Annotated in this window: 16 protein-coding genes; 13 read left to right on the top strand and 3 right to left on the bottom strand. The window is 30.8% G+C overall.

Features of this window, described 5'->3' with window-relative positions:
- The first annotated feature begins 135 nt into the window (after positions 1 to 135).
- From hppD to AC2GW8_RS08635, 11 genes are all read left to right on the top strand, one after another.
- The gene (gene hppD, locus AC2GW8_RS08685; protein ID WP_440879481.1) at positions 136 to 1,296 is read left to right on the top strand and encodes a 4-hydroxyphenylpyruvate dioxygenase; all 1,161 of its coding nucleotides are present in this window, start codon (positions 136 to 138) and stop codon (positions 1,294 to 1,296) included.
- 246 nt (positions 1,297 to 1,542) lie between these two features.
- Entirely contained in the window at positions 1,543 to 2,460 is a 918-nt protein-coding gene (locus tag AC2GW8_RS08680) for a tryptophan 2,3-dioxygenase family protein (RefSeq protein WP_440879480.1), read from the top strand.
- A gap of 120 nt (positions 2,461 to 2,580) precedes the next feature.
- The gene (locus AC2GW8_RS08675) at positions 2,581 to 3,360 is read left to right on the top strand and encodes a DUF3108 domain-containing protein (protein ID WP_440879479.1); all 780 of its coding nucleotides are present in this window, start codon (positions 2,581 to 2,583) and stop codon (positions 3,358 to 3,360) included.
- A gap of 85 nt (positions 3,361 to 3,445) precedes the next feature.
- A complete protein-coding gene (locus AC2GW8_RS08670; protein WP_440879478.1) occupies positions 3,446 to 4,729 on the top strand; it encodes a M23 family metallopeptidase in 1,284 nt (427 codons plus the stop codon).
- A 3-nt stretch (positions 4,730 to 4,732) separates the two neighbouring features.
- Entirely contained in the window at positions 4,733 to 6,301 is a 1,569-nt protein-coding gene (pgi, locus tag AC2GW8_RS08665) for a glucose-6-phosphate isomerase (RefSeq protein ID WP_440879477.1), read from the top strand.
- Between the two features lie 105 nt (positions 6,302 to 6,406).
- A complete protein-coding gene (locus tag AC2GW8_RS08660) occupies positions 6,407 to 8,941 on the top strand; it encodes a TonB-dependent receptor (protein ID WP_440879476.1) in 2,535 nt (844 codons plus the stop codon).
- 131 nt (positions 8,942 to 9,072) lie between these two features.
- Entirely contained in the window at positions 9,073 to 9,495 is a 423-nt protein-coding gene (locus AC2GW8_RS08655) for a hypothetical protein (protein ID WP_440882196.1), read from the top strand.
- Positions 9,496 to 9,626: 131 nt separating this feature from the next.
- Positions 9,627 to 10,355, top strand: a complete 729-nt coding sequence (locus tag AC2GW8_RS08650; protein ID WP_440879475.1) for a lysophospholipid acyltransferase family protein — start codon at positions 9,627 to 9,629, stop codon at positions 10,353 to 10,355.
- Positions 10,356 to 10,478: 123 nt separating this feature from the next.
- The gene (locus AC2GW8_RS08645; RefSeq protein ID WP_440879474.1) at positions 10,479 to 11,459 is read left to right on the top strand and encodes an acyl-ACP desaturase; all 981 of its coding nucleotides are present in this window, start codon (positions 10,479 to 10,481) and stop codon (positions 11,457 to 11,459) included.
- Positions 11,460 to 12,581: 1,122 nt separating this feature from the next.
- Positions 12,582 to 12,827, top strand: a complete 246-nt coding sequence (locus tag AC2GW8_RS08640) for a hypothetical protein (protein WP_440879473.1) — start codon at positions 12,582 to 12,584, stop codon at positions 12,825 to 12,827.
- Between the two features lie 186 nt (positions 12,828 to 13,013).
- A complete protein-coding gene (locus tag AC2GW8_RS08635) occupies positions 13,014 to 13,346 on the top strand; it encodes a 7(1) septoil knot domain-containing protein (protein ID WP_440879472.1) in 333 nt (110 codons plus the stop codon).
- A 149-nt stretch (positions 13,347 to 13,495) separates the two neighbouring features.
- On the opposite strand, the gene AC2GW8_RS08630 is transcribed toward AC2GW8_RS08635, so the two are convergent.
- Positions 13,496 to 14,311: a nitrilase family protein gene (locus AC2GW8_RS08630; protein WP_440879471.1), complete on the bottom strand. Its 816-nt coding sequence runs from the start codon at positions 14,309 to 14,311 to the stop codon at positions 13,496 to 13,498.
- Positions 14,312 to 14,490: 179 nt separating this feature from the next.
- On the opposite strand from AC2GW8_RS08630, the gene AC2GW8_RS08625 reads away from it, so the two are divergent.
- Positions 14,491 to 17,244, top strand: coding sequence for a PD-(D/E)XK nuclease family protein (locus AC2GW8_RS08625; protein ID WP_440879470.1), 2,754 nt, complete (start codon positions 14,491 to 14,493; stop codon positions 17,242 to 17,244).
- Positions 17,245 to 17,592: 348 nt separating this feature from the next.
- On the opposite strand, the gene AC2GW8_RS08620 is transcribed toward AC2GW8_RS08625, so the two are convergent.
- A complete protein-coding gene (locus tag AC2GW8_RS08620) occupies positions 17,593 to 17,826 on the bottom strand; it encodes a hypothetical protein (RefSeq protein ID WP_440879469.1) in 234 nt (77 codons plus the stop codon).
- 12 nt (positions 17,827 to 17,838) lie between these two features.
- On the bottom strand, positions 17,839 to 18,261 hold the full coding sequence (locus tag AC2GW8_RS08615) for a molybdenum cofactor biosynthesis protein MoaE (RefSeq protein ID WP_440879468.1): 423 nt from the start codon (positions 18,259 to 18,261) through the stop codon (positions 17,839 to 17,841).
- A 282-nt stretch (positions 18,262 to 18,543) separates the two neighbouring features.
- Between AC2GW8_RS08615 and AC2GW8_RS08610 the strand changes: the two genes are divergently transcribed.
- Complete coding sequence (locus tag AC2GW8_RS08610) at positions 18,544 to 19,731, top strand: phosphoglycerate kinase (RefSeq protein ID WP_440879467.1); 1,188 nt, start codon at positions 18,544 to 18,546, stop codon at positions 19,729 to 19,731.

Genomic DNA, 19,731 nt, shown 5'->3' with positions numbered 1-19,731 from the left:
GTTTATCTCGATCATAACCTAAAATAACACAATAAAAATTAATAAAAATCCAAGGAAATATCAGTGAGATTTTCACAGAAAAACGATTTTGTAAAGAACAAAATAAATCTCGATTTCCTTAAAAAATAAAAACACATGTCAAAAAAAATAAAATCGGTAAACTATGGCTTAGAGAAAATATTTGACGGAGCTCAAGATTTTTTACCTCTTTTAGGAACAGATTACGTTGAATTTTATGTTGGTAATGCAAAACAATCTGCTCATTTTTATAAAACTGCTTTTGGTTTTCAATCGCATGCCTATCGTGGTTTAGAAACAGGTTCAAAGGATTCTGTGAGTTATGTGTTAAAACAAGATAAAATAAGACTAGTACTTACGACGCCATTAAATAGTAAGTCGCCAGTAAATGATCATATTGTAAAACATGGCGATGGCGTAAAAGTGGTGGCTCTTTGGGTGGAAGATGCTCGTTCAGCTTGGGAGGAAACAACCAAAAGAGGAGCAAAATCATACATGGAGCCTACTGTTGAGAAAGATGATAATGGAGAGGTTGTACGAGCGGGTATATATACGTATGGTGAAACAGTTCATATGTTTGTTGAAAGGAAAAATTATAAAGGAACTTTTTTGCCAGGGTTTAAAGAATGGAATCCAGATTACAACCCTCCAAGCGCAGGTTTAAAGTATATAGATCATATGGTCGGCAACGTTGGTTGGGGACAAATGAATAAATGGGTTAAATGGTATGAAGATGTAATGGGGTTTGAAAATTTCTTGTCATTTGATGACAAGCAAATACATACAGAGTATTCTGCCTTAATGAGTAAGGTAATGAGTAATGGAAATGGAAGAGTTAAATTCCCTATAAATGAACCCGCTAAGGCTCCCAAAAGATCACAAATAGAGGAGTATTTAGACTTTTACGAGGGGGAAGGAGTACAACATATTGCGGTAGCAACGGACGATATTATTAAAACAGTAGCACAATTAAAAGCAAATGGAGTTGAGTTTTTACCGCCACCACCTCAATCGTATTACGATATGATTCCAGAAAGATTAGGGGTTCATATGGAAATTATGAAAGAAGATATTGCAAAATTACAAGAGTTGTCTATTTTGGTAGATGCTGATGAAGAAGGGTATTTATTACAAATATTTACAAAGCCTGTTGAAGATAGACCCACTTTGTTTTTTGAAATAATTCAAAGAATGGGAGCTCGTGGATTCGGAGCTGGAAATTTCAAGGCATTATTTGAATCTATCGAGAGAGAACAGCAACTAAGAGGAACCCTATAAAAAACTTTTTATTATAAAAAAGCCAAGAATTACATCTTTTTATTTTCTTGGCTTTTTGTTTTTTTATGGATCGATACATCAATATAAAATCTCCTTTTTCTTAATTGAAGTTAACTCGCTTTGATATGATTACCTTTGCTGAAAAAAGAATACTAACCAATTTTCTTCTAAAGAAATCAATCTTAGGAGTATTCAATTGTTATTTAATAGGAAATGAATCAACAGTAATTAACATAATTTTGAAACATGAAGAAAGAGGAAATATTAAGAGCTATAGAAAACAAATATAGTGAGCTTGGAGTTTCAACAGAAGCAATGCTAGAAGGGCTTCTTTGGAGTAAACCAATAACATATTGGGATTATATACAAACGGACGCCCTTTTAGGGCTGCAAATACCCAGAACAACAGAACCAGATGAAATGGTATTTATAATGTATCATCAGGTAAATGAATTGTTGTTTAAAATGATTTTATGGGAAATAGATCAAGTGGCGAAGTCGATTGAAATTGCTGCAGAAAAATTTTCAAAACACTTAACAAGAATTAGTCGTTATTTTGATATGCTTTGTAGCTCATTTTTAGTAATGGCAGAAGGAATGGATGTTGAGCAATATTTAAAATTTAGGAATACATTAACTCCTGCGAGTGGTTTTCAAAGTGCCCAGTATAGAAAAGTTGAATTTGCTTCAACAGAATTAATAAATTTAATAGACTCAAGATTTAGAGATCAGTTTAATGAAAACTTGTCTTTTCAGAAAGCATATGATCACCTATATTGGCAGGCTGCAGGAAAAAATTATAGTACAGGACAAAAAACAACCTTGTTAAAGCTTTTTGAAAAAAAATATATGGGAGAGTTTATTGATTTCATGAAAGATTATAGAGGGTGTAATCTATCTGAAAAGTTTAAACAGTTACCGAAAGAAACACAAAAAGATAAAGGACTAATTAATGCTATGAGACATTATGACTATACCGTTAATGTTAAATGGGTAATGGCGCATTATAATGCTGCAGGAAAGTATTTAGGAGGAGATGAAACAGCTTTAGAAGCTACTGGTGGTAGTAATTGGAGAAAGTATTTACACCCAAAATATCAAAGACGCATTTTTTTTCCTTACTTATGGAGTCAAGAGGAGCTTAAAAGTTGGGGAACTTTTTAATAAACTATAGCCATTGATTTAAAATCAGTGGCTTTTTATTTTTTGAAATGGAATTTGTCCATCAAAATTCATAAGTTTGATTGTCATAAGATTAAATGTTTTATTTAAATAAAAAAATAGATGATAAAAAATATAACCTATTTAGCTCTAATATCGCTTACCTTGAATATCAATGCACAGGGGGCTCCTAAAGCTTTTAAAGGAGGAGAATGGTTGCAATATAAAATGAGCTATAGTGGTTTCTTAAGAGCAGGGACTGCAACCTTGGAGCTTAAAAATGAAACGTTAAAAGGAAAAGAAGTTATTCACGCAATAGGTAAAGGACGTACTTCAGGGATGATTAGTTGGTTTTTTAAAGTTAAAGATAGGTATGAGAGTTATTTTACCCCCGAAAGTATTAAACCCTACCTATTTATAAGAGATATTGATGAAGGAGGGTATAAAAAGAGAAAAAATATTACGTTTAATTATCAGGATAACACGGCTTATGTTGAAGACTTTATTAATAAAAAAGATAGTGTTATTTCAGTAAAGAGTCCTCAGGATATGATCTCAACCTTCTATTTTTTAAGAAATCATAATACAAAAAACATGAAAAAAGGAGATGAGATTAATGTATCTATGTTCTTTGATGATAGGAGTTACCCTTTTAAGTTAAGGTTTTTAGGTTATGAGATCTTAAAAACAAAGTTCGGAAAAGTAAAAACTCAGAAATTCCAGCCTATAGTTCAGGCAGGTAGAGTATTCGAAGCAAAGGAAAGTGTTACTGTTTGGATCACTGCAGACGATAATAAGATTCCTATAAAAATGAAGGCTTCTCTTGCTGTTGGTTCTTTAAGAGCCGAGCTTGAAGCATATAAGGGTCTCGCAAATCCTTTTGAAATTGTTTTCACAAAGTAATAAGTTGTTTGTGAGTTGTTAAAAAATAAAAATCAAATGTAAATATTTGTATTTTTGTGAAGACACTCATTAAACTTATCTCTTTTTGAAACAATTAATATACATACTACTAGTTATCATAGGCTTTTTTTTATCGTGTAAAAAACAGGCTGAAAAAAAAACTATTGAAATAAAAGAAATAAAGAAACCGAAGCCAATAATGTTTTTGGGTTATAATTTAGATCAATTTAATGTAGTTCATGATACCATTGAAAATGGTGAAAGTTTTGCTGTAATTTTGGATAGGCACCATGTAATGTACCCTAAAATAAATAAAATTGCCACAACTATTAAAGATACATTTGATGTTAGAAGAGTTAGGTCAGGAAAACCATATACCATACTCACCTCAAAAGATTCTCTTCAGAAAGCACAAGTGTTTATATATAAGCATAATAAAGTACAATCAACGATTATTGATTTTAAAGATTCTGTTATTTCAGCTTTTAAGCATAAAAAGAAAATAAAAATTGTAGAAAAAGAAGTTGCAGGTGAAATAAACTCTAGCCTTTCTGTTACTATAGATAGTCTTGGTTTGCGGCCAACATTTACCAATACCGTAGCAGATATTTATGCATGGACTTTGGATTTTTATCGTCTTCAAAAGGGAGATAGTTTTAAACTTATTTACGAAGAAAAGTTTATTAATGATACTACTTTTGTTGGGTATGGCGACGTAAAAGCAGCTCTTTTTAATCATAAAGGAGAACATTTATATGCTTATAAATTCATTGCAGATACAATTAAGAGTGATGCAGAATATTATGATGAAAAAGGAAATATGTTGAGGAGTACTTTTCTAAAATCGCCTATAAAATTTCAATATAGAATTTCATCAAGATTTAATTTACGGAGAAGAATTAAGCTTTATGGTAACAGGGTACGTGCGCACAGAGGAACTGATTTTGCGGCCCCTTATGGAACACCAATTATGACTACAGCAAGTGGAACGATAGTAGAGTCTAGGAGGCGAGGAGGAAATGGAAATTATGTAAAGGTAAAGCATAATAGTACATACACAACACAATATTTACACATGAAAAGAAGGAAAGTACGTGTGGGAGATTATGTGAAGCAAGGAGATATTATTGGATGGGTTGGAATGACAGGAAACACTAGTGGACCTCATGTTTGCTATCGTTTTTGGAAAAATGGAGCACAAGTGGATCCATTTAGAGAAAAACTTCCAGCAGCGAAACCATTGGCAGACAGTATTAAGCCTAGATATTTCGAATTTATAAAGCCATTTAAAAAACAATTAGATAGTATTTATTTTTTTAAAAAAACAGATTCTATATTTTTGGACAAAGAAAATCTAGCAACTAATTAAAACATGGCGTTGAACAGCATTAATCCGACTAAAACTGAAGCTTGGCGAACACTAGAAAATCATTACAAAGACACACAACAATTTAACTTGAGAAAGCTTTTTCAAGAGAATAATCAGAGACAAAAACAATTGACAATTCAGTTTGATGACTTTAAAGTAGATTTTTCAAAAAACTTAATTTCTCAAGAAACAATAGGTAATTTATTGTCTTTGGCGGATGCTGTAGATTTAAAAGAAGCAATAGAGAAATATTTTTCAGGTGATATGATTAATGTTACGGAGAAAAGATCTGTTCTTCATACCGCACTTCGAAGTAACTCAGAAGATCCGATTCTGGTTGATGGTAAAGATATTAAGCCCCAAATTAAAACAACTCTAAGGAAAATTAAGACTTTTTCCGGAAAGGTAATTTCAGGAAAATGGAGAGGATATTCAGATAAACAAATAACAGATATTGTTAACATAGGTATTGGAGGGTCAGATTTTGGTCCAAGAATGGTTATAGAATCCTTGAAATACTATAAAAACAAGTTAAAAACACATTTTATTTCAAATATCGATGGAGACCATGTTTACGAGGTATTAAAAAATATAAATCCAGAAACAACAATTTTTGTTATCGTTTCTAAGACATTTACAACCCAAGAAACAATAACGAATGCAAATACAATAAGAGACTGGTTTTTAAATTCAGCAACAGTTTTTGATATAGCGAAGCATTTTGTAGCAGTATCTACAAATACAAAAGCAGTTATAAATTTTGGAATTGATAAAAAAAATATTTTTCCTATTTGGGATTGGGTTGGTGGTCGTTTTTCTTTGTGGTCAGCAGTAGGTATAACGGTTAGTCTTGCCCTAGGTTTTGATAAGTTTAAAGAGTTATTGGATGGAGCTGAGAAAATGGACATTCACTACAGAACAGCACCATTTGAAGAAAACATTCCGGTTGTATTATCATTACTCAGTATTTGGTATAATAATTTTTTGAATTGCGAATCTGAGGCAATTTTTAGCTATACACATTATTTGAAATATCTACCTGAGTACTTGCAGCAAGCTTTCATGGAAAGTAATGGAAAGGAAGTAGATAGGAATGGAGAAAAAGTAGATTACCAAACAGGTACAATTGTTTGGGGAAGTGTAGGGACGAATATGCAACATTCCTTTATGCAGTTATTGCATCAAGGAACTAAAATTATCCCTTCTGATTTCATTGGTTTTGAAAAACCATTGCATGGAGATGAAGAGCATCATAAAAAATTAATGGCAAATTTTTATGGGCAAATAGAAGCATTGGCTTTTGGAAAAACAATTGAAGAAGCACATTTAGATTTAAAAATGGCTGGACATATCGACGCTATGGCCCGACTGCTTCCATACAAAGTTTTTTCAGGGAATAAACCTTCAACATCACTGATTATCAAAAAGTTGACGCCTAAAAATTTAGGGATGTTAATTTCCATGTATGAACATAAGGTCTTTACTCAAGGTGTTTTATGGAATATTTATTCTTTTGATCAATATGGTGTAGAACTAGGTAAGGAATTAGCAAAAAAAATGTTAATTAATTAAGAACGTAAATAATAAACAAATGTTAAAAAATTTAACATTAAATTAATGTTAGGAATAAGTAAATATTAGAATTTTGCAAAGGCTATTTAATAATTAAATTAGATAATGAAAAATATTAAAAACATTTTACTGGGAGCTTTGTTTTTTGTAACAGCTACCATTTTAGGACAAACTAAAATTACGGGAAAAGTAGTGGATGAAATGGGAGATCCATTGCCGGGTGCCAATATTGTTGTAAAAGGAACAACAAGTGGTGCTGCAACTGACTTTGACGGTAAATTTATTTTAAATGTAGAATCGAGTTCGGGAGTTGTACTGGTTTCTTTTGTAGGATATGAATCAAAAGAAGTTTCGTATACCTCTAGCGACTTGGGAACAATTCAGCTAATTTCATCAAATCTATTGACAGAGGTTGTAGTCGTAGGAAGAGGGGTTATCGATTTAGCTGAGGGAAGAAAAACACCAATTGCAGTATCAACAATTAAATCAGCTGAGATTCAGGATAAAGCAGCAAACTGGGATTTACCTGAAATTTTAAAATCCACACCATCTGTTCAAAATATAAAAGCTGGTGGTTTCGGTGATGGTCAAATGTTTTTGAGAGGTTTTGATCAGACTAATACAGCCTTTTTATTAAATGGGCAGCCTATAAACGGAATGGAAGATGGGAAAATGTATTGGTCTAATTGGTCTGGTGTAATGGATGTAGCGAATGCGATACAAGTACAAAGGGGGTTAGGTTCTTCAAAATTAGCTATTTCTTCTGTTGGAGGTACCGTTAACATAGTTACAAAAACTATTGACAATAAATCAGGCGGATATATTAAACAAACTGTAGCGAATAATAACTATATTAAAAGTACAATCTATTATTCAACAGGAGTAAGTGAAAAGGGATGGTCTTTTTCTTCTTTGTTGGGGCATTGGCAAGGTGATGGCTATGTAAATTATACAGGTGGTCAAGGGCAAACATATTTCTTTTCTGTAGGTTACCAACCAAATATTAATAATACATTCAATTTCCTTTTAACAGGGGCACCACAATGGCATGCAGCTGCGGGAAGAGGAACAATTCAAGAATTTTTAGATAATGGAATAAGGTATAATAGTTGGAACGAGGAAGGGGTAAATAGTCCAAACCTTATAAATGGTCCAGAGGGTAAGCGTTATCCAGGAGGAAGAAATATTTACCATAAGCCCGTAGCCAATTTATCTTGGGACTGGAATATAAATGAAAGTTCGTCACTTTCATCTGTTTTGTACGGATCTCTTGGAAGGGGAGCTTTTGTTTCTGAAAGAATATCGAACGGAACAGGTTTTGCAAGAGGCTCATATAACAATCATAATTGGTATGGTTTAGTTTCAAATTATTCGAACGAATTGTCCGAGAATTTTAATTTTAATATCGGTGCTGATATTAGGACCTATAATGGACTCCATTTTAGAGGTGTAAATGAGTTTGTTGGAATTTCTTCAATAGATGAGTCTAGTACTTTTTCTGGAAACTATACAATATCTAATACATATGGGGGAATAAATCCGTGGGGAATGTTATTTAATCCTAATACTGATCATGACCAAAGATTAGATTATGATTACGAGGAAAATATAACATATTATGGTTTATTTACACAATTGGAGTATTCGAGTGATAAATTATCTGCATTTTTTCAAGGTTCTTTATCAAATCAGGATCATGTTAAAACAGATCATTATAATTTTACAGAATCGACTGATTCAGAAAAAGTATCTAACTTTGGTTATAATTTAAAGGCTGGTACAGCATATGAAATCACTGAAAATCATAAGGTATTTGGTAATGTAGGATATTATTCAAGACAGCCATTTCATGATGATCTTTTTGATAATATAAGAAACTCGAATGATTTAATTATACCTGCAGTGGAAAATCAAAAAATAACTGGATTTGAACTTGGTTATCAGTTTGGAAGTGAGTTTGTTTCCGCAAATTTAAATGCTTATCATACGACTTGGGGAAATAGAACATTGTTATCAAATAATGGAGAGATTTTTGATACCCCTGCTTATGAATCATATCAAACACAAGGAGTTGAACAGATTCACATGGGAGTAGAGTTGGAGGTGTTTACAAGACCTTTGAAAGGGCTAAAGGTAAACGGATTCGTTTCTGTTGGAGATTGGCAATTTAATGGGAATGGACGACAAAGAACGTTTGATTCAGATGGAGATGAAATAGGTTCTTCTACATCGGTCCAATTAGATGGGTTCAAAGTAGGAGGCGCTGCTCAAACAACTGCAGGAGTTACTGTAGACTATAAACTTTTATCAATTTTATCTGTTGATGCTAATTGGAATTTCTATAAAGATCTATATTCTGTTGGTTCTTTAACTCAAGAGTCTTTAAAATTACCTACGTATAATATTGCGGATTTAGGAATATCAATTAGCCCAAAGTTAAAAGAAAACACCTACTTAAAAGGAATTAGTTTTAGATTAAATGTTAATAATTTATTTGATGAAGTATACCTTGAGTCTGTAAATGGAAATACTCCTGCTTCAGTTAACCCGTCAGAGAATTGGAAAGGTTTAAATACTAGTAATAGAGCTAGATTTGGGTATGGTAGAACATGGAATGCCTCAATTAAATTAAGTTTTTAGATTTATAAAACACAAACACAAAAAAAGCACTTCAATTGAGGTGCTTTTTTTGTGTTTTATGCTTTAAGATAAAGGTATTTTAAATAAGTAAAATTCAGTAAATTTGTGGTTACTAAAACTAACAAAGTATGATGAAAACCATTCATTCCTATTGGGCATATATTGTATTAGGCATTTTGCTTTATACAGTAGTTAATGTTGTAATAGGTTTAATTCAGAAAAGAGAATTTACACATAAAGAATTTCGTTTAGGCTTATTTACATTAATTACAAGTCATATTCAATTATTGATTGGATTGGGTTGGTACTTTATGTCTCCATGGTATAAGGCTCTCAAATCAAATACAGGAGAGGTTATGAAAGAGTCTGCAACTAGGTTATTGGCTATTGAACACCCTATTACCATGATCACCGCAATTATTTTAATAACTGTGGGGTGGTCTAAACACAAGAAAAAAACCAAAAGCGAAGATAAATTTAAAACACTAGCTATATTTTATGGTATAGCATTAGTACTTATTTTATCAAGAATACCATGGAATAATTGGTTTTAAACTGAAAAAAATAGTCCTGCTTTGGCAGGATTTTTTATTTTTGTGTGTTTAACAAAATACTTAAGCAATCGTATTTGTTGTTTTAAATAACTTATTTACATTGTTTTAGTTTTTATAATATCAAACAAAAAGTGAAAATAATTAGTCATTTCTTATCGCCGATATTTGCCTTTGTGTTTATTTTATTATTGATCATATTCCATCCAATTCAGTGGATTGGTTTAAAAATATTTGGATCAAAGGGACACCAAAAGGTTGTTGATGTAATGAATTTTTTTTTAGTTAAATCACTTTTGGTTCTTGGAGTTCCGGTAAGGTTGATTAATCCTTATAAATTACCCCAAAACAGTACAATATTATTTGTAGCTAATCATCAAAGTTTATTTGATATACCTCCAATTATTTGGTTTTTTAGAAAACATTTACCAAAGTTTGTTTCAAAAAAAGAACTAGGTAAAGGAATTCCTAGTGTTTCTTTTAATTTACGGCATGGAGGCGCTGCCTTAATTGACCGAAAAGATGGAAAAAAAGCCATAGTTGAACTGGCAAAATTTGCAAAAAGAATAGATAAAAATAAGTGGTCTGCTGTTATTTTTCCTGAAGGAACAAGAAGCAGAACAGGAAAGCCTAAAAAATTTGCTCCTAACGGTTTAAAAACATTGGTAAAGTACAACCCAGAAGCCTACGTAGTTCCAATTAGTATAAACAATTCTTGGCGGGTGTTTAAATATGGGAAGTATCCATTTGGAATAGGGAAACCAATAACTATTACAGCTCATGAAGCTATAAAGATTAACAGTCTTCCTTTTAATGAGTTGTTTGAAACTATAGAATCAAAAATAAAATCTTCTGTCGAGTAATTCAGTATTGATAGAGTTTGTTTATTATATAGGAAAAAGTAGTTCTTTTTAAATGGGAAGAATATCTTGTTTTGTTTTATCTTTGATAAACAAACAATTAGAAGATAAAAATCCTATAAATTTATGTCAATACAAAACATAAGAAAAGAAGTAATGCAAACTCTGGAAAAGAAAATAGACAGGTTTGTTGAAAAATTTTTGGTTCCGGTAGAGGAAATATGGCAACCTACAGATTTTTTGCCAAACCCTCAAAAAGAAGATTTTATAGAGGAGGTGAAAGAAATTCAAGAGATATCAAAAGATTTAGAAGATGATTTTTGGGTGGTGTTAGTTGGTGATACAATTACAGAAGAAGCACTGCCAACCTATGAATCTTGGTTGCTAGACTTAGACGGGGTTACCCAGCATCCAGATAACGGATGGGCAAAATGGGTACGAGCTTGGACAGCGGAAGAAAATCGTCATGGAGACGTACTTAATAAATATTTATATCTTTCAGGAAGGGTTAACATGCGCGAGGTAGAAATCACAACACAACATTTAATATCAGATGGTTTTGATATCGGTACCGCTAGGGATCCCTACAAGAATTTTGTTTACACTTCTTTTCAAGAGTTAGCTACTTATATTTCACATTTAAATGTTGCTAAAATAGCAAAGAAAAAAGGGCATAAAGCTTTGGCAAGAATGTCTAGAATAATTGCAGGAGATGAGATGCGTCACCATTTGGCATATTGTGAGTTTGTTAAGGAGATATTTAAGTTTGATCCAAGCGAAATGATGTTAGCTTTTCAGTTTATGATGAAACATAAAATTGTTATGCCTGCAATGCATCTGCGAGAATCTTTTGGACAAAAAGGGAGTTTGTTTGATGATTTTTCAACTGTAGCTCAAAGAATAGGAGTTTATACAGGTTTTGATTATGTAGATATACTAAATAAATTAAATAGTTTTTGGGAGATCGATAAGATAACCAATTTAACACCAGATGCAGAGAAGGCCCGGGAGTTTTTAATGAAGCTACCAAATCGTATGTACAAGATAACAGAGAGAATTATAGTTCCTGATACAAAATTTGAATTTAAATGGATGTTATCAATATAAAAAGGCAACCTATATAGGTTGCCTTTTTTAATTACTTAGTTGTTTGTAATTCTAGTGTATATTTAACTGTCAATTAATTCAAATAATTTATAATCTACACTAATTATGATTAATTAAATGGTTTTTCATTAGCCCGCCCCAAAGGATGCATGGCAAACGTAATAAGAGATGCGAGTTAATTTTTACGGACTTCCGTAATAATTGATTTTTATATTAAAAAAAACTTCTTTTGTATAATGACTTTTAACAAACCCAATAAAAAAAAGATATTAAAATAAATAAAAGATGTGCAAAAGGAATATAAAATGTATTTTTTATTTTTTTAAAAATATAGAGTGCGATAGATATCAAATATGAAATAGGATACAGTACACTACTAAATAAGCAGACTCCAGAAATAACATTATGAAAGTGACTCTGATGTCCACACTGTTGTGGTTCTATTGCCACTATGTCTTCAATAAAAAGAAAAGGATAAACAAGAAAAGGTAGTCCTAATAGTGTAAAAAACAGATAATGAGAGTTTTTTGAATTCATGCTTAAGTATATCGCTATATTTTCAATGAAAAAATCGGGTACACACAAATATATTTTTTTATTTCAAGATAGCCTAAATCATTTTGATTTTTAGTTAAAGTTTTGTTTTTTAGTTGTTTAAGTTTGTTGGTGGTTGCCTAATAAAAGATAAATTATAACACATTAAATTTTGGATTTCAGACATTTAAATTCATTATGGAATGTTTAGGAAAATGATTTCTGAACACAGGAAATTAAAATAATAATCACTTTAATTCACTTATTTATTTAAAGAAAGGCTTCTTCGGTTAAAATTATCTTATAAACGTAATGTCTGATGTCTGATGTCTGATAAAGTAAAGAATAGAATTTTTGCGTATTAAAAATATAATATTTCAATAAAGAAAGCTTTTAAATATGTTTGAAAGAAAGTTCTATAGAGCTACTTTTCAACCCTAAAAAGCTAATTTAGTTTGAATATCAGGGCAATTATCTTAAAATAAAGTCTTTTATTACGGAAAACCGTATTAAAAATCATGGTTTAATCTTTATGTTCGAAGTGTAATAGGGAAACAATGTTTTAATAAGAACAAAAAATGAAATAATATGGATTTTTTTACATCAGAAATAGAAATTATTATAGCTTGTTTTAGTATTGTTGTTGGTTTTTTATTTAGCATCATTATGACGGGTAAAAACAACAAATTAAAGGCAGAAAATAGAACACTTAATATTAAGTTAAAGAACATGAGATCAGAACTTGCAGACTTTAGTAAAAATAATCTCGTTAAGTCAAGAGGCAAGAATATCCAAACGGGTACTGAAGCAGCTGGTATTACAATGAATTTTTAGAGTTTAGTTAGTAAAGTGGTTTGAAAGTTTTAAAGAAACTAATGCTTTTTACATTTATTATAAAAACCAAACAATTGGTTGGTAGGGGAGAAAAAACAGTCTAAAATTTAAATTAATATCTTTAGAAATAAAGATGTAAATAATTTTTTTTTATTAACTTAGAAATAAGTATTTAAAATAACCCCCATGAAAAAATTATTCTTCTTTTTAACTTTTTTTGTTTTTGCAAGCGTCAATGCACAACGTTTATTTAATGTAAGTGAACAAAATCAACCAGATGTTAAACTGTTTGTTGTAGACGATCCTAATCAAGCCGATTTAAACGTACATGAGGTTAGAAGTGCTGATAAAGCAAAAAATAATGACGGTATTTGGTTTTTTACTAAAAACATAGATCAAGCAGAAAAAAAGGTTTGTTTTGTTAAGGAGGAAAATCAAGCGGACTTAAAAATTCATTTCGTTTCGAATCAAAATGAAGCAGGTTGGATAAACGAATCAAAAAAAAGCTTGTTAAATTAGATAGTTCATCAAAACACATTTAAGAAGATGTATATTTGGTTTTTACACTGCAGATAACAACGAAGAATTTAAAGACAAACGAGCACTCTGTTAAATAAAGTAGATTAAACAAAATAGCTAGTTAGTTGTTTTCTTAATTATTTGCGAACTTATAGAATATTATTTATTCCTGGTAGATCAAACCCGTCTCTATCAGCTAGAAAATTATATCGTTCTCTTTGTATATCTTGAGTTTCTTTGTTTAATGTAGTTATTAAAACAGCCTCTTTATTACTGAAATCCTTTGTCATACAATTGCCAAGAGTATCGAAACATGCTGAATAACCTGTGTAATTTTGATTGTTTAGATCTTTTCCAACCCGATTTACACCAATTGTATAGCTCATATTCTCAATAGCCCTTGATTTCAGTAGTGAATTCCAAGCACTTATTCTTGAATCAGGCCAGTTTGCCACATAAAATAACAAATCGTAGTTACTGGTATTTCTTGACCATACAGGAAAACGTAAATCATAACAAATTAAAGGGCACAGTTTCCAGCCTTTAAAATTGATTATGAGTCGTTTTTTTCCAGCACTATATACTTCATTTTCACCAGCTAAGGTGAATGTGTGTTTCTTATTGTAATATTCGATATCACCATTGGGATAACAAAATAACAATCTATTAAAATATTCAGTTGTTTTAAGATTATTTGTTATTTCCTTGATGATAATACTTCCGGTAATTGCTAAATTTTTTTCTTTTGCTATTTCACGCATCCAAGTAATTGTTTTTCCACTCATACTTTCAGCATTATCTGAAGGATTCATAGTAAAACCAGTAGTAAACATCTCAGGTAAAATAACTAAATCTACATCAAGGGGCAAAGCATGTATTTTTTCTTCAATAGCTTTAAGATTTGATTGTGCATCTTCCCAAAATAGATCAATCTGCATCAATGCTACTTTTAGTGTTGTTGTCATAAAATAATATAATTGCTAAAAAAAACAGTGTAAGCTCTCGTGTAAAACAAAGGTAGTAATCCTTTTTTACCTAGCCAATACCCTTTAACCTATATCAAGTGTTTTTTTATAATTTTAAGAGGTATAAATTTAGAGTCATCCAAAATGAAAATTGTACTTTGGTTTGAGAATATAGAACTATGCAATCTTTTATCAACGATACCTTAGATGAAATATTAAAAACAACGAAAACATTTGAAAATGTGGTATTTATTTTGCCTTCACAAAGAGCGGGTATCTTTGTGAAAAGAGCTTTAAAAAATAAAATAACTACAGGTTTTTTACCCAGTATTATCAATATTGGAGATTTTATTGAAGAAATTTCAGGATTAAAAAAGGCAGACTCTGTTCAACTACTATTTCACTTTTATACGATTTACAAAAAAGAAGAGAAGGAAGCAGATTCTTTTGATACATTTTCTTCATGGGCATATACTGTTTTACAAGATTTTAATGAAATTGACCAACATCTAATTAATCCTCGTGAAATCTTCTTGTATTTACGTGATATTCATCGTTTAAATAAATGGTCTATTTCAGATTCAATTGATGAAACAAGTCTTATGAAAGATCATTTTTCTTTCATGGAAAAATTGTATTATTTGTACGAATTGTTTTATAAGTTTTTAGTATCCAGTGGTTTTGGTTATCAGGGTGTCATATATAGAGAAGCGGTAGCCAAAATAGATGCTTATATCCAGAATATAAAAAATAAGAAATATTTTTTTATTGGATTCAATGCTCTGAATGCAGCGGAAGAACTATTAATTCAAAAAATGTTAGCAGCAAAAAACACGGAAGTATTTTGGGATATTGATAAGGCTTTTTTTGAAAATAATCATCAAGCAGGGAGCTTCATTAGGAAATACAAAGCAAATTGGAAGTTTTATCAAACCAGTTCTATTGGAACGATTACAAATTATTTCTCAAGAACTAAAAATATAAATATAATAGGAGCATCAAAAAATATCACTCAAGTAAAATATGCAGGTGAAATATTATCAAAGTTTTCAAATTATAATGATACAGCTTTTGTAATGGCTGATGAATCTTTGTTACCTATTACTTTGAATTCATTGCCCTCAAATGTAGATGCTGTAAATATAACGATGGGATACCCTTTAAAAGATATTCCTACTACTAGTTTATTGGAAGGGGTATTTCGGCTTTTTTTAAATCAAGAGAAATTCCAAAAGAAAGAAAGTAAATCGTTCTATTATAAAGATGTAATAGCCGTATTAAAACATCCATCACTTTACCAATTACTTTATCAAAATGATAGAAATATTTCGGACGTTTTTTTAGAAGAGATTGTGATTAGTAATAGTACATTTATAAGTTTCGAAAAAATCACTCTATTTTTTAAGGTATTACCCGCCACAGTTAAAGAAATAATTTTGACACTCTTTAAACCATATAAAACAATCGATGGTTTTCTGTCGAGAATAATTATGTTATTACTTGCATTAAAGGATAAAGCTACGGACTTAGAAAAAGAATATCTATTTCGTTTTTATACAGCATTTACGCAGTTGCAAAATTTACATGAAACATTTAACTATATTCAAGATTTAAAAACGTTACAGCAGTTTTTTAAACAATTAATTCAATCGGAGAGTTTATCATTTCAAGGAGAGCCTCTTCAGGGACTACAATTGATGGGGGTGTTAGAAACAAGAGTGCTTGATTTTGAGAATGTTATTGTGACTTCAGTTAATGAGGGAGTATTACCCGGAAATCACCAACAAACATCATTTATACCTTTTGATGTAAAAAAACAATTTGGTCTTCCAACTTACAAAGAAAAAGACGCGTTATTTTCATATCACTTTTTTAGGTTGTTGCAACGTGCAAAAAATATTTATATTTTATATAATACAGAACATGATGTTTTTGGAAGTGGGGAAAAAAGCAGGTTTGTCAAACAATTAGAAATGATACGAAATGATATTAAGGAAGAAATTATCAGTCCAAAGATCGTTACGGTAGTTTCTGGGCAAAAAAACATTTCTAAAACACAAGATGTTTTAGAAGAATTAAAAGAGTTAGCAAAAAAGGGAATATCTCCTTCAGCATTAACAAACTATTTATACAACCCTTTTGCTTTTTACAAACAAAAGATACTTAAAATAAAAGAGTTTGATGATGTAGAAGAAACTGTAGCAGCTAATACGATGGGAACAGTAGTTCATGATACATTAGAAGAGTTATATAAACCATTTGAAGGGAGGTATCTTTCCTTTAGTGACATAACAGTAATGCAGCAAAAAACCAAACAACGAATCATCTTTTATTTTTCTAAGCATTTTAAAAGTGGAGATATCAGTACAGGTAAAAATCGTTTAATTTTTGAAGTTGCAAATCGATTTGTAATTAATTTCTTGAAGCAAGAAAAGGAATTATTGAAGAACAAAGAAAATAAACTAAAGATTATAGCAACAGAACAAACATTGGCAACTGAGATCAATATTAATGGACTTGATTTTCCTGTAAAAATTCATGGTCAAGTTGATCGAATTGATGAGCTTAACGGAGTTACAAGAATTATTGATTATAAGACAGGAAGGGTAGAAAGCACGAATCTAAAAGTGTCTGATTTTGATGGTATTAGAGAGTTGAGGTTTCATAAAGCAATTCAAGTAATGTTATATGCATATTTATACACACAAAATAATCAATATGATTTTTCTAAGGTTTTAGAAGCAGGTATTTATTCATTTAAGAATCTTAAAAAAGGCTTTTTGAAAATGAATTTTTCTACGAATTCAAGAAAACCAGATAGTACTGTAACCGAAGAACGATTAGAAGAGTTTATGGTGGAAATAAAAGAGTATATTAAAGAAATATTTAATTCTGAAATAGATTTTATTGAACCGATTGATTTAAAGTATTAATTTATAGTTTCTTTGTTGAATAGTTTTGAGTTGATATAAAGGTGTTTTTCTAAATTTTTTTAAAAACTATAATCCATGTTTCATTTTCAAAATTGTAACGAGTTAATTCGGAAAAACCAATAATCATATGTGCATTGATTGAACGAGTATTTTTAGTATTAATCTCCGCTATAATATAATTGAAAGTTTCATAAAACACTTTAGCCATATGAGTATATAAGCCCCTAAAAATTCCTTGACCACGAAAATTTTTGGAAATACAAACATACCCATGATCAGGTAATTAGATTTTCCTATTTCTGAAGCATCAATTTTCGAAAACATTGGGACAAGTACAGGAATATTGTCTCAGAATTTTCTTGACATTGATAAGGCATATCCAGCAACAATTCTATCTGATACGGTAATGATATGCGGATGAACATCATGCATAGTTTTTAAAATATCCATATCATGATGAGCAGTCACAAAACCTTGTTCTTTTTTAGTTTCGTCAGTTAAGTTATCCTTTAGGTTTGTAGACTGAAGCATTAAAATTTCAGACAATTCTTTGGTGCTTTCAGTAACTTTATAATTAACCATTTCAATTTGCTTTTAAGGGTGTGCATTTACCCAAACCTCTCCATCAGAGAAGTGTTCTTTTTTCCAAATAGGAACCGTTTCTTTCAGATTGTCAATAGCATACTGGCAGGCCTCAAAGGCAGCCTTTCTGTGAGGAGATGAAACGGTAATAATTACAGGTATCTCACTTATTTTTAATATACCTTTAGCATGATGGATAGCAATTTTAGTAACGCCAAATTTCTCAATAGTACTATTAGCAATTTTCTGCATTTCTTTTAAAGCCATAGGCTCATAGGTTGAAAAATCAAGCTTTTTTACCTTTTTATTATTGGTCGTATTTCTAACGGTTCCAATAAAAATAGCAATACCACCGCATTTAGGATCAGTAACAAAATCATAACAGTCTTGAAAATTCAAAGAATGTGAGGATATTTTGATGTATGTTTTATTCATAATTAGTTCATAAAAATAAATGATTATTTTGTTTATTATTATCTAAAATAGAAAAAAGAAAGTTGTTTAGTGATTTAAGTACAAATGTTAAATTTAGAGTGGGTTAAATGCAAAATATGGTTTGTTTTAAAATAATTTGATAGTTCATATTAATTAGATTTTTATATGATTATAAATAATTACATTTGTTGGAAAATGAAAAGAATGAAAGCCAAATAGGTGTTTTTTACGCTAATTCTGATCTTAATTAGGAAGCTTTCAAATAAATATAATCACTACAATATGAAAACACTTGACAATTTTAATTTTAAAAATAAAAAAGCACTTATTCGTGTTGATTTTAATGTTCCATTAAATGATGCTTTTGAGGTAACAGATATAACAAGAATTCAAGCAGCAAAGCCAACGATTACTAAAATTTTAGAAGACGGAGGAAGTTGTGTTTTGATGTCACATTTGGGACGTCCAAATGGAGTTGAGGATCAGTTTTCTCTGAGACATATTGTTCATAAAGTAAGTGAAGTTTTAGGTGTTAAGACTCGTTTTGTAAATGATTGTATTGGTAGTCAAGTTAATGAAGCTGTTAGTAATATAGTGGCTGGTGAAGTGTTACTTCTTGAAAATTTACGTTTTTATGAAGAGGAAAAAGCAGGAGACACAGGTTTTGCTGAGCAACTTTCTGGATGGGGTGATATATATGTAAACGATGCTTTTGGTACAGCTCATAGAGCGCATGCCTCAACGGCAGTTATCGCACAATACTTCGAAGGGAACAAATGTTTTGGAAATTTATTAGCGCAAGAGATTGAGAGTATTGATAAGGTTTTAAATAACTCAGAAAAACCAGTAACTGCTATTTTAGGTGGAGCAAAAGTATCGTCTAAAATTGGAATTGTTGAAAATATTATTGAAAAGGTAGATCATATTATTATTGGTGGAGGAATGACCTTTACTTTTGTGAAAGCTTTAGGAGGAAAAATTGGAAACTCATTAGTTGAAGATGATAAGTTAGATTTGGCACTTGATATTTTAGAAAAAGCGAAGAAAAACAATACTCAAATTCATTTACCAGTTGATGCAGTAATTGCAGATGCTTTTTCAAATGATGCAAATACACAAACAGTGAATACAAATGAGATTCCAGAAGGGTGGATGGGGCTAGATGTTGGGCCAAAAACATCGGAAAATTTTGCGAAAGTTTTAACTAATTCAAAAACTATTTTATGGAATGGGCCGTTAGGTGTATTTGAAATGGATAATTTTTCTAAAGGAACTACTGAGTTAGGCAATGCGATTGCTGAATCTACTCAAAATGGCGCTTTTTCACTAGTAGGCGGAGGCGATTCTGTAGCTGCAGTAAAGCAATTTGGTTTTGCAGATAAAGTAAGTTATGTGTCAACAGGAGGGGGAGCAATGTTGGAAAGTTTAGAAGGAAAAGTGCTTCCAGGAATCAATGCAATCTTAAAATAA

Source organism: Tenacibaculum profundi, from assembly GCF_057162725.1.
The sequence above is the reverse complement of the archived record's forward strand: the minus strand, read 5'-3'. Positions and strand labels throughout refer to the sequence as shown.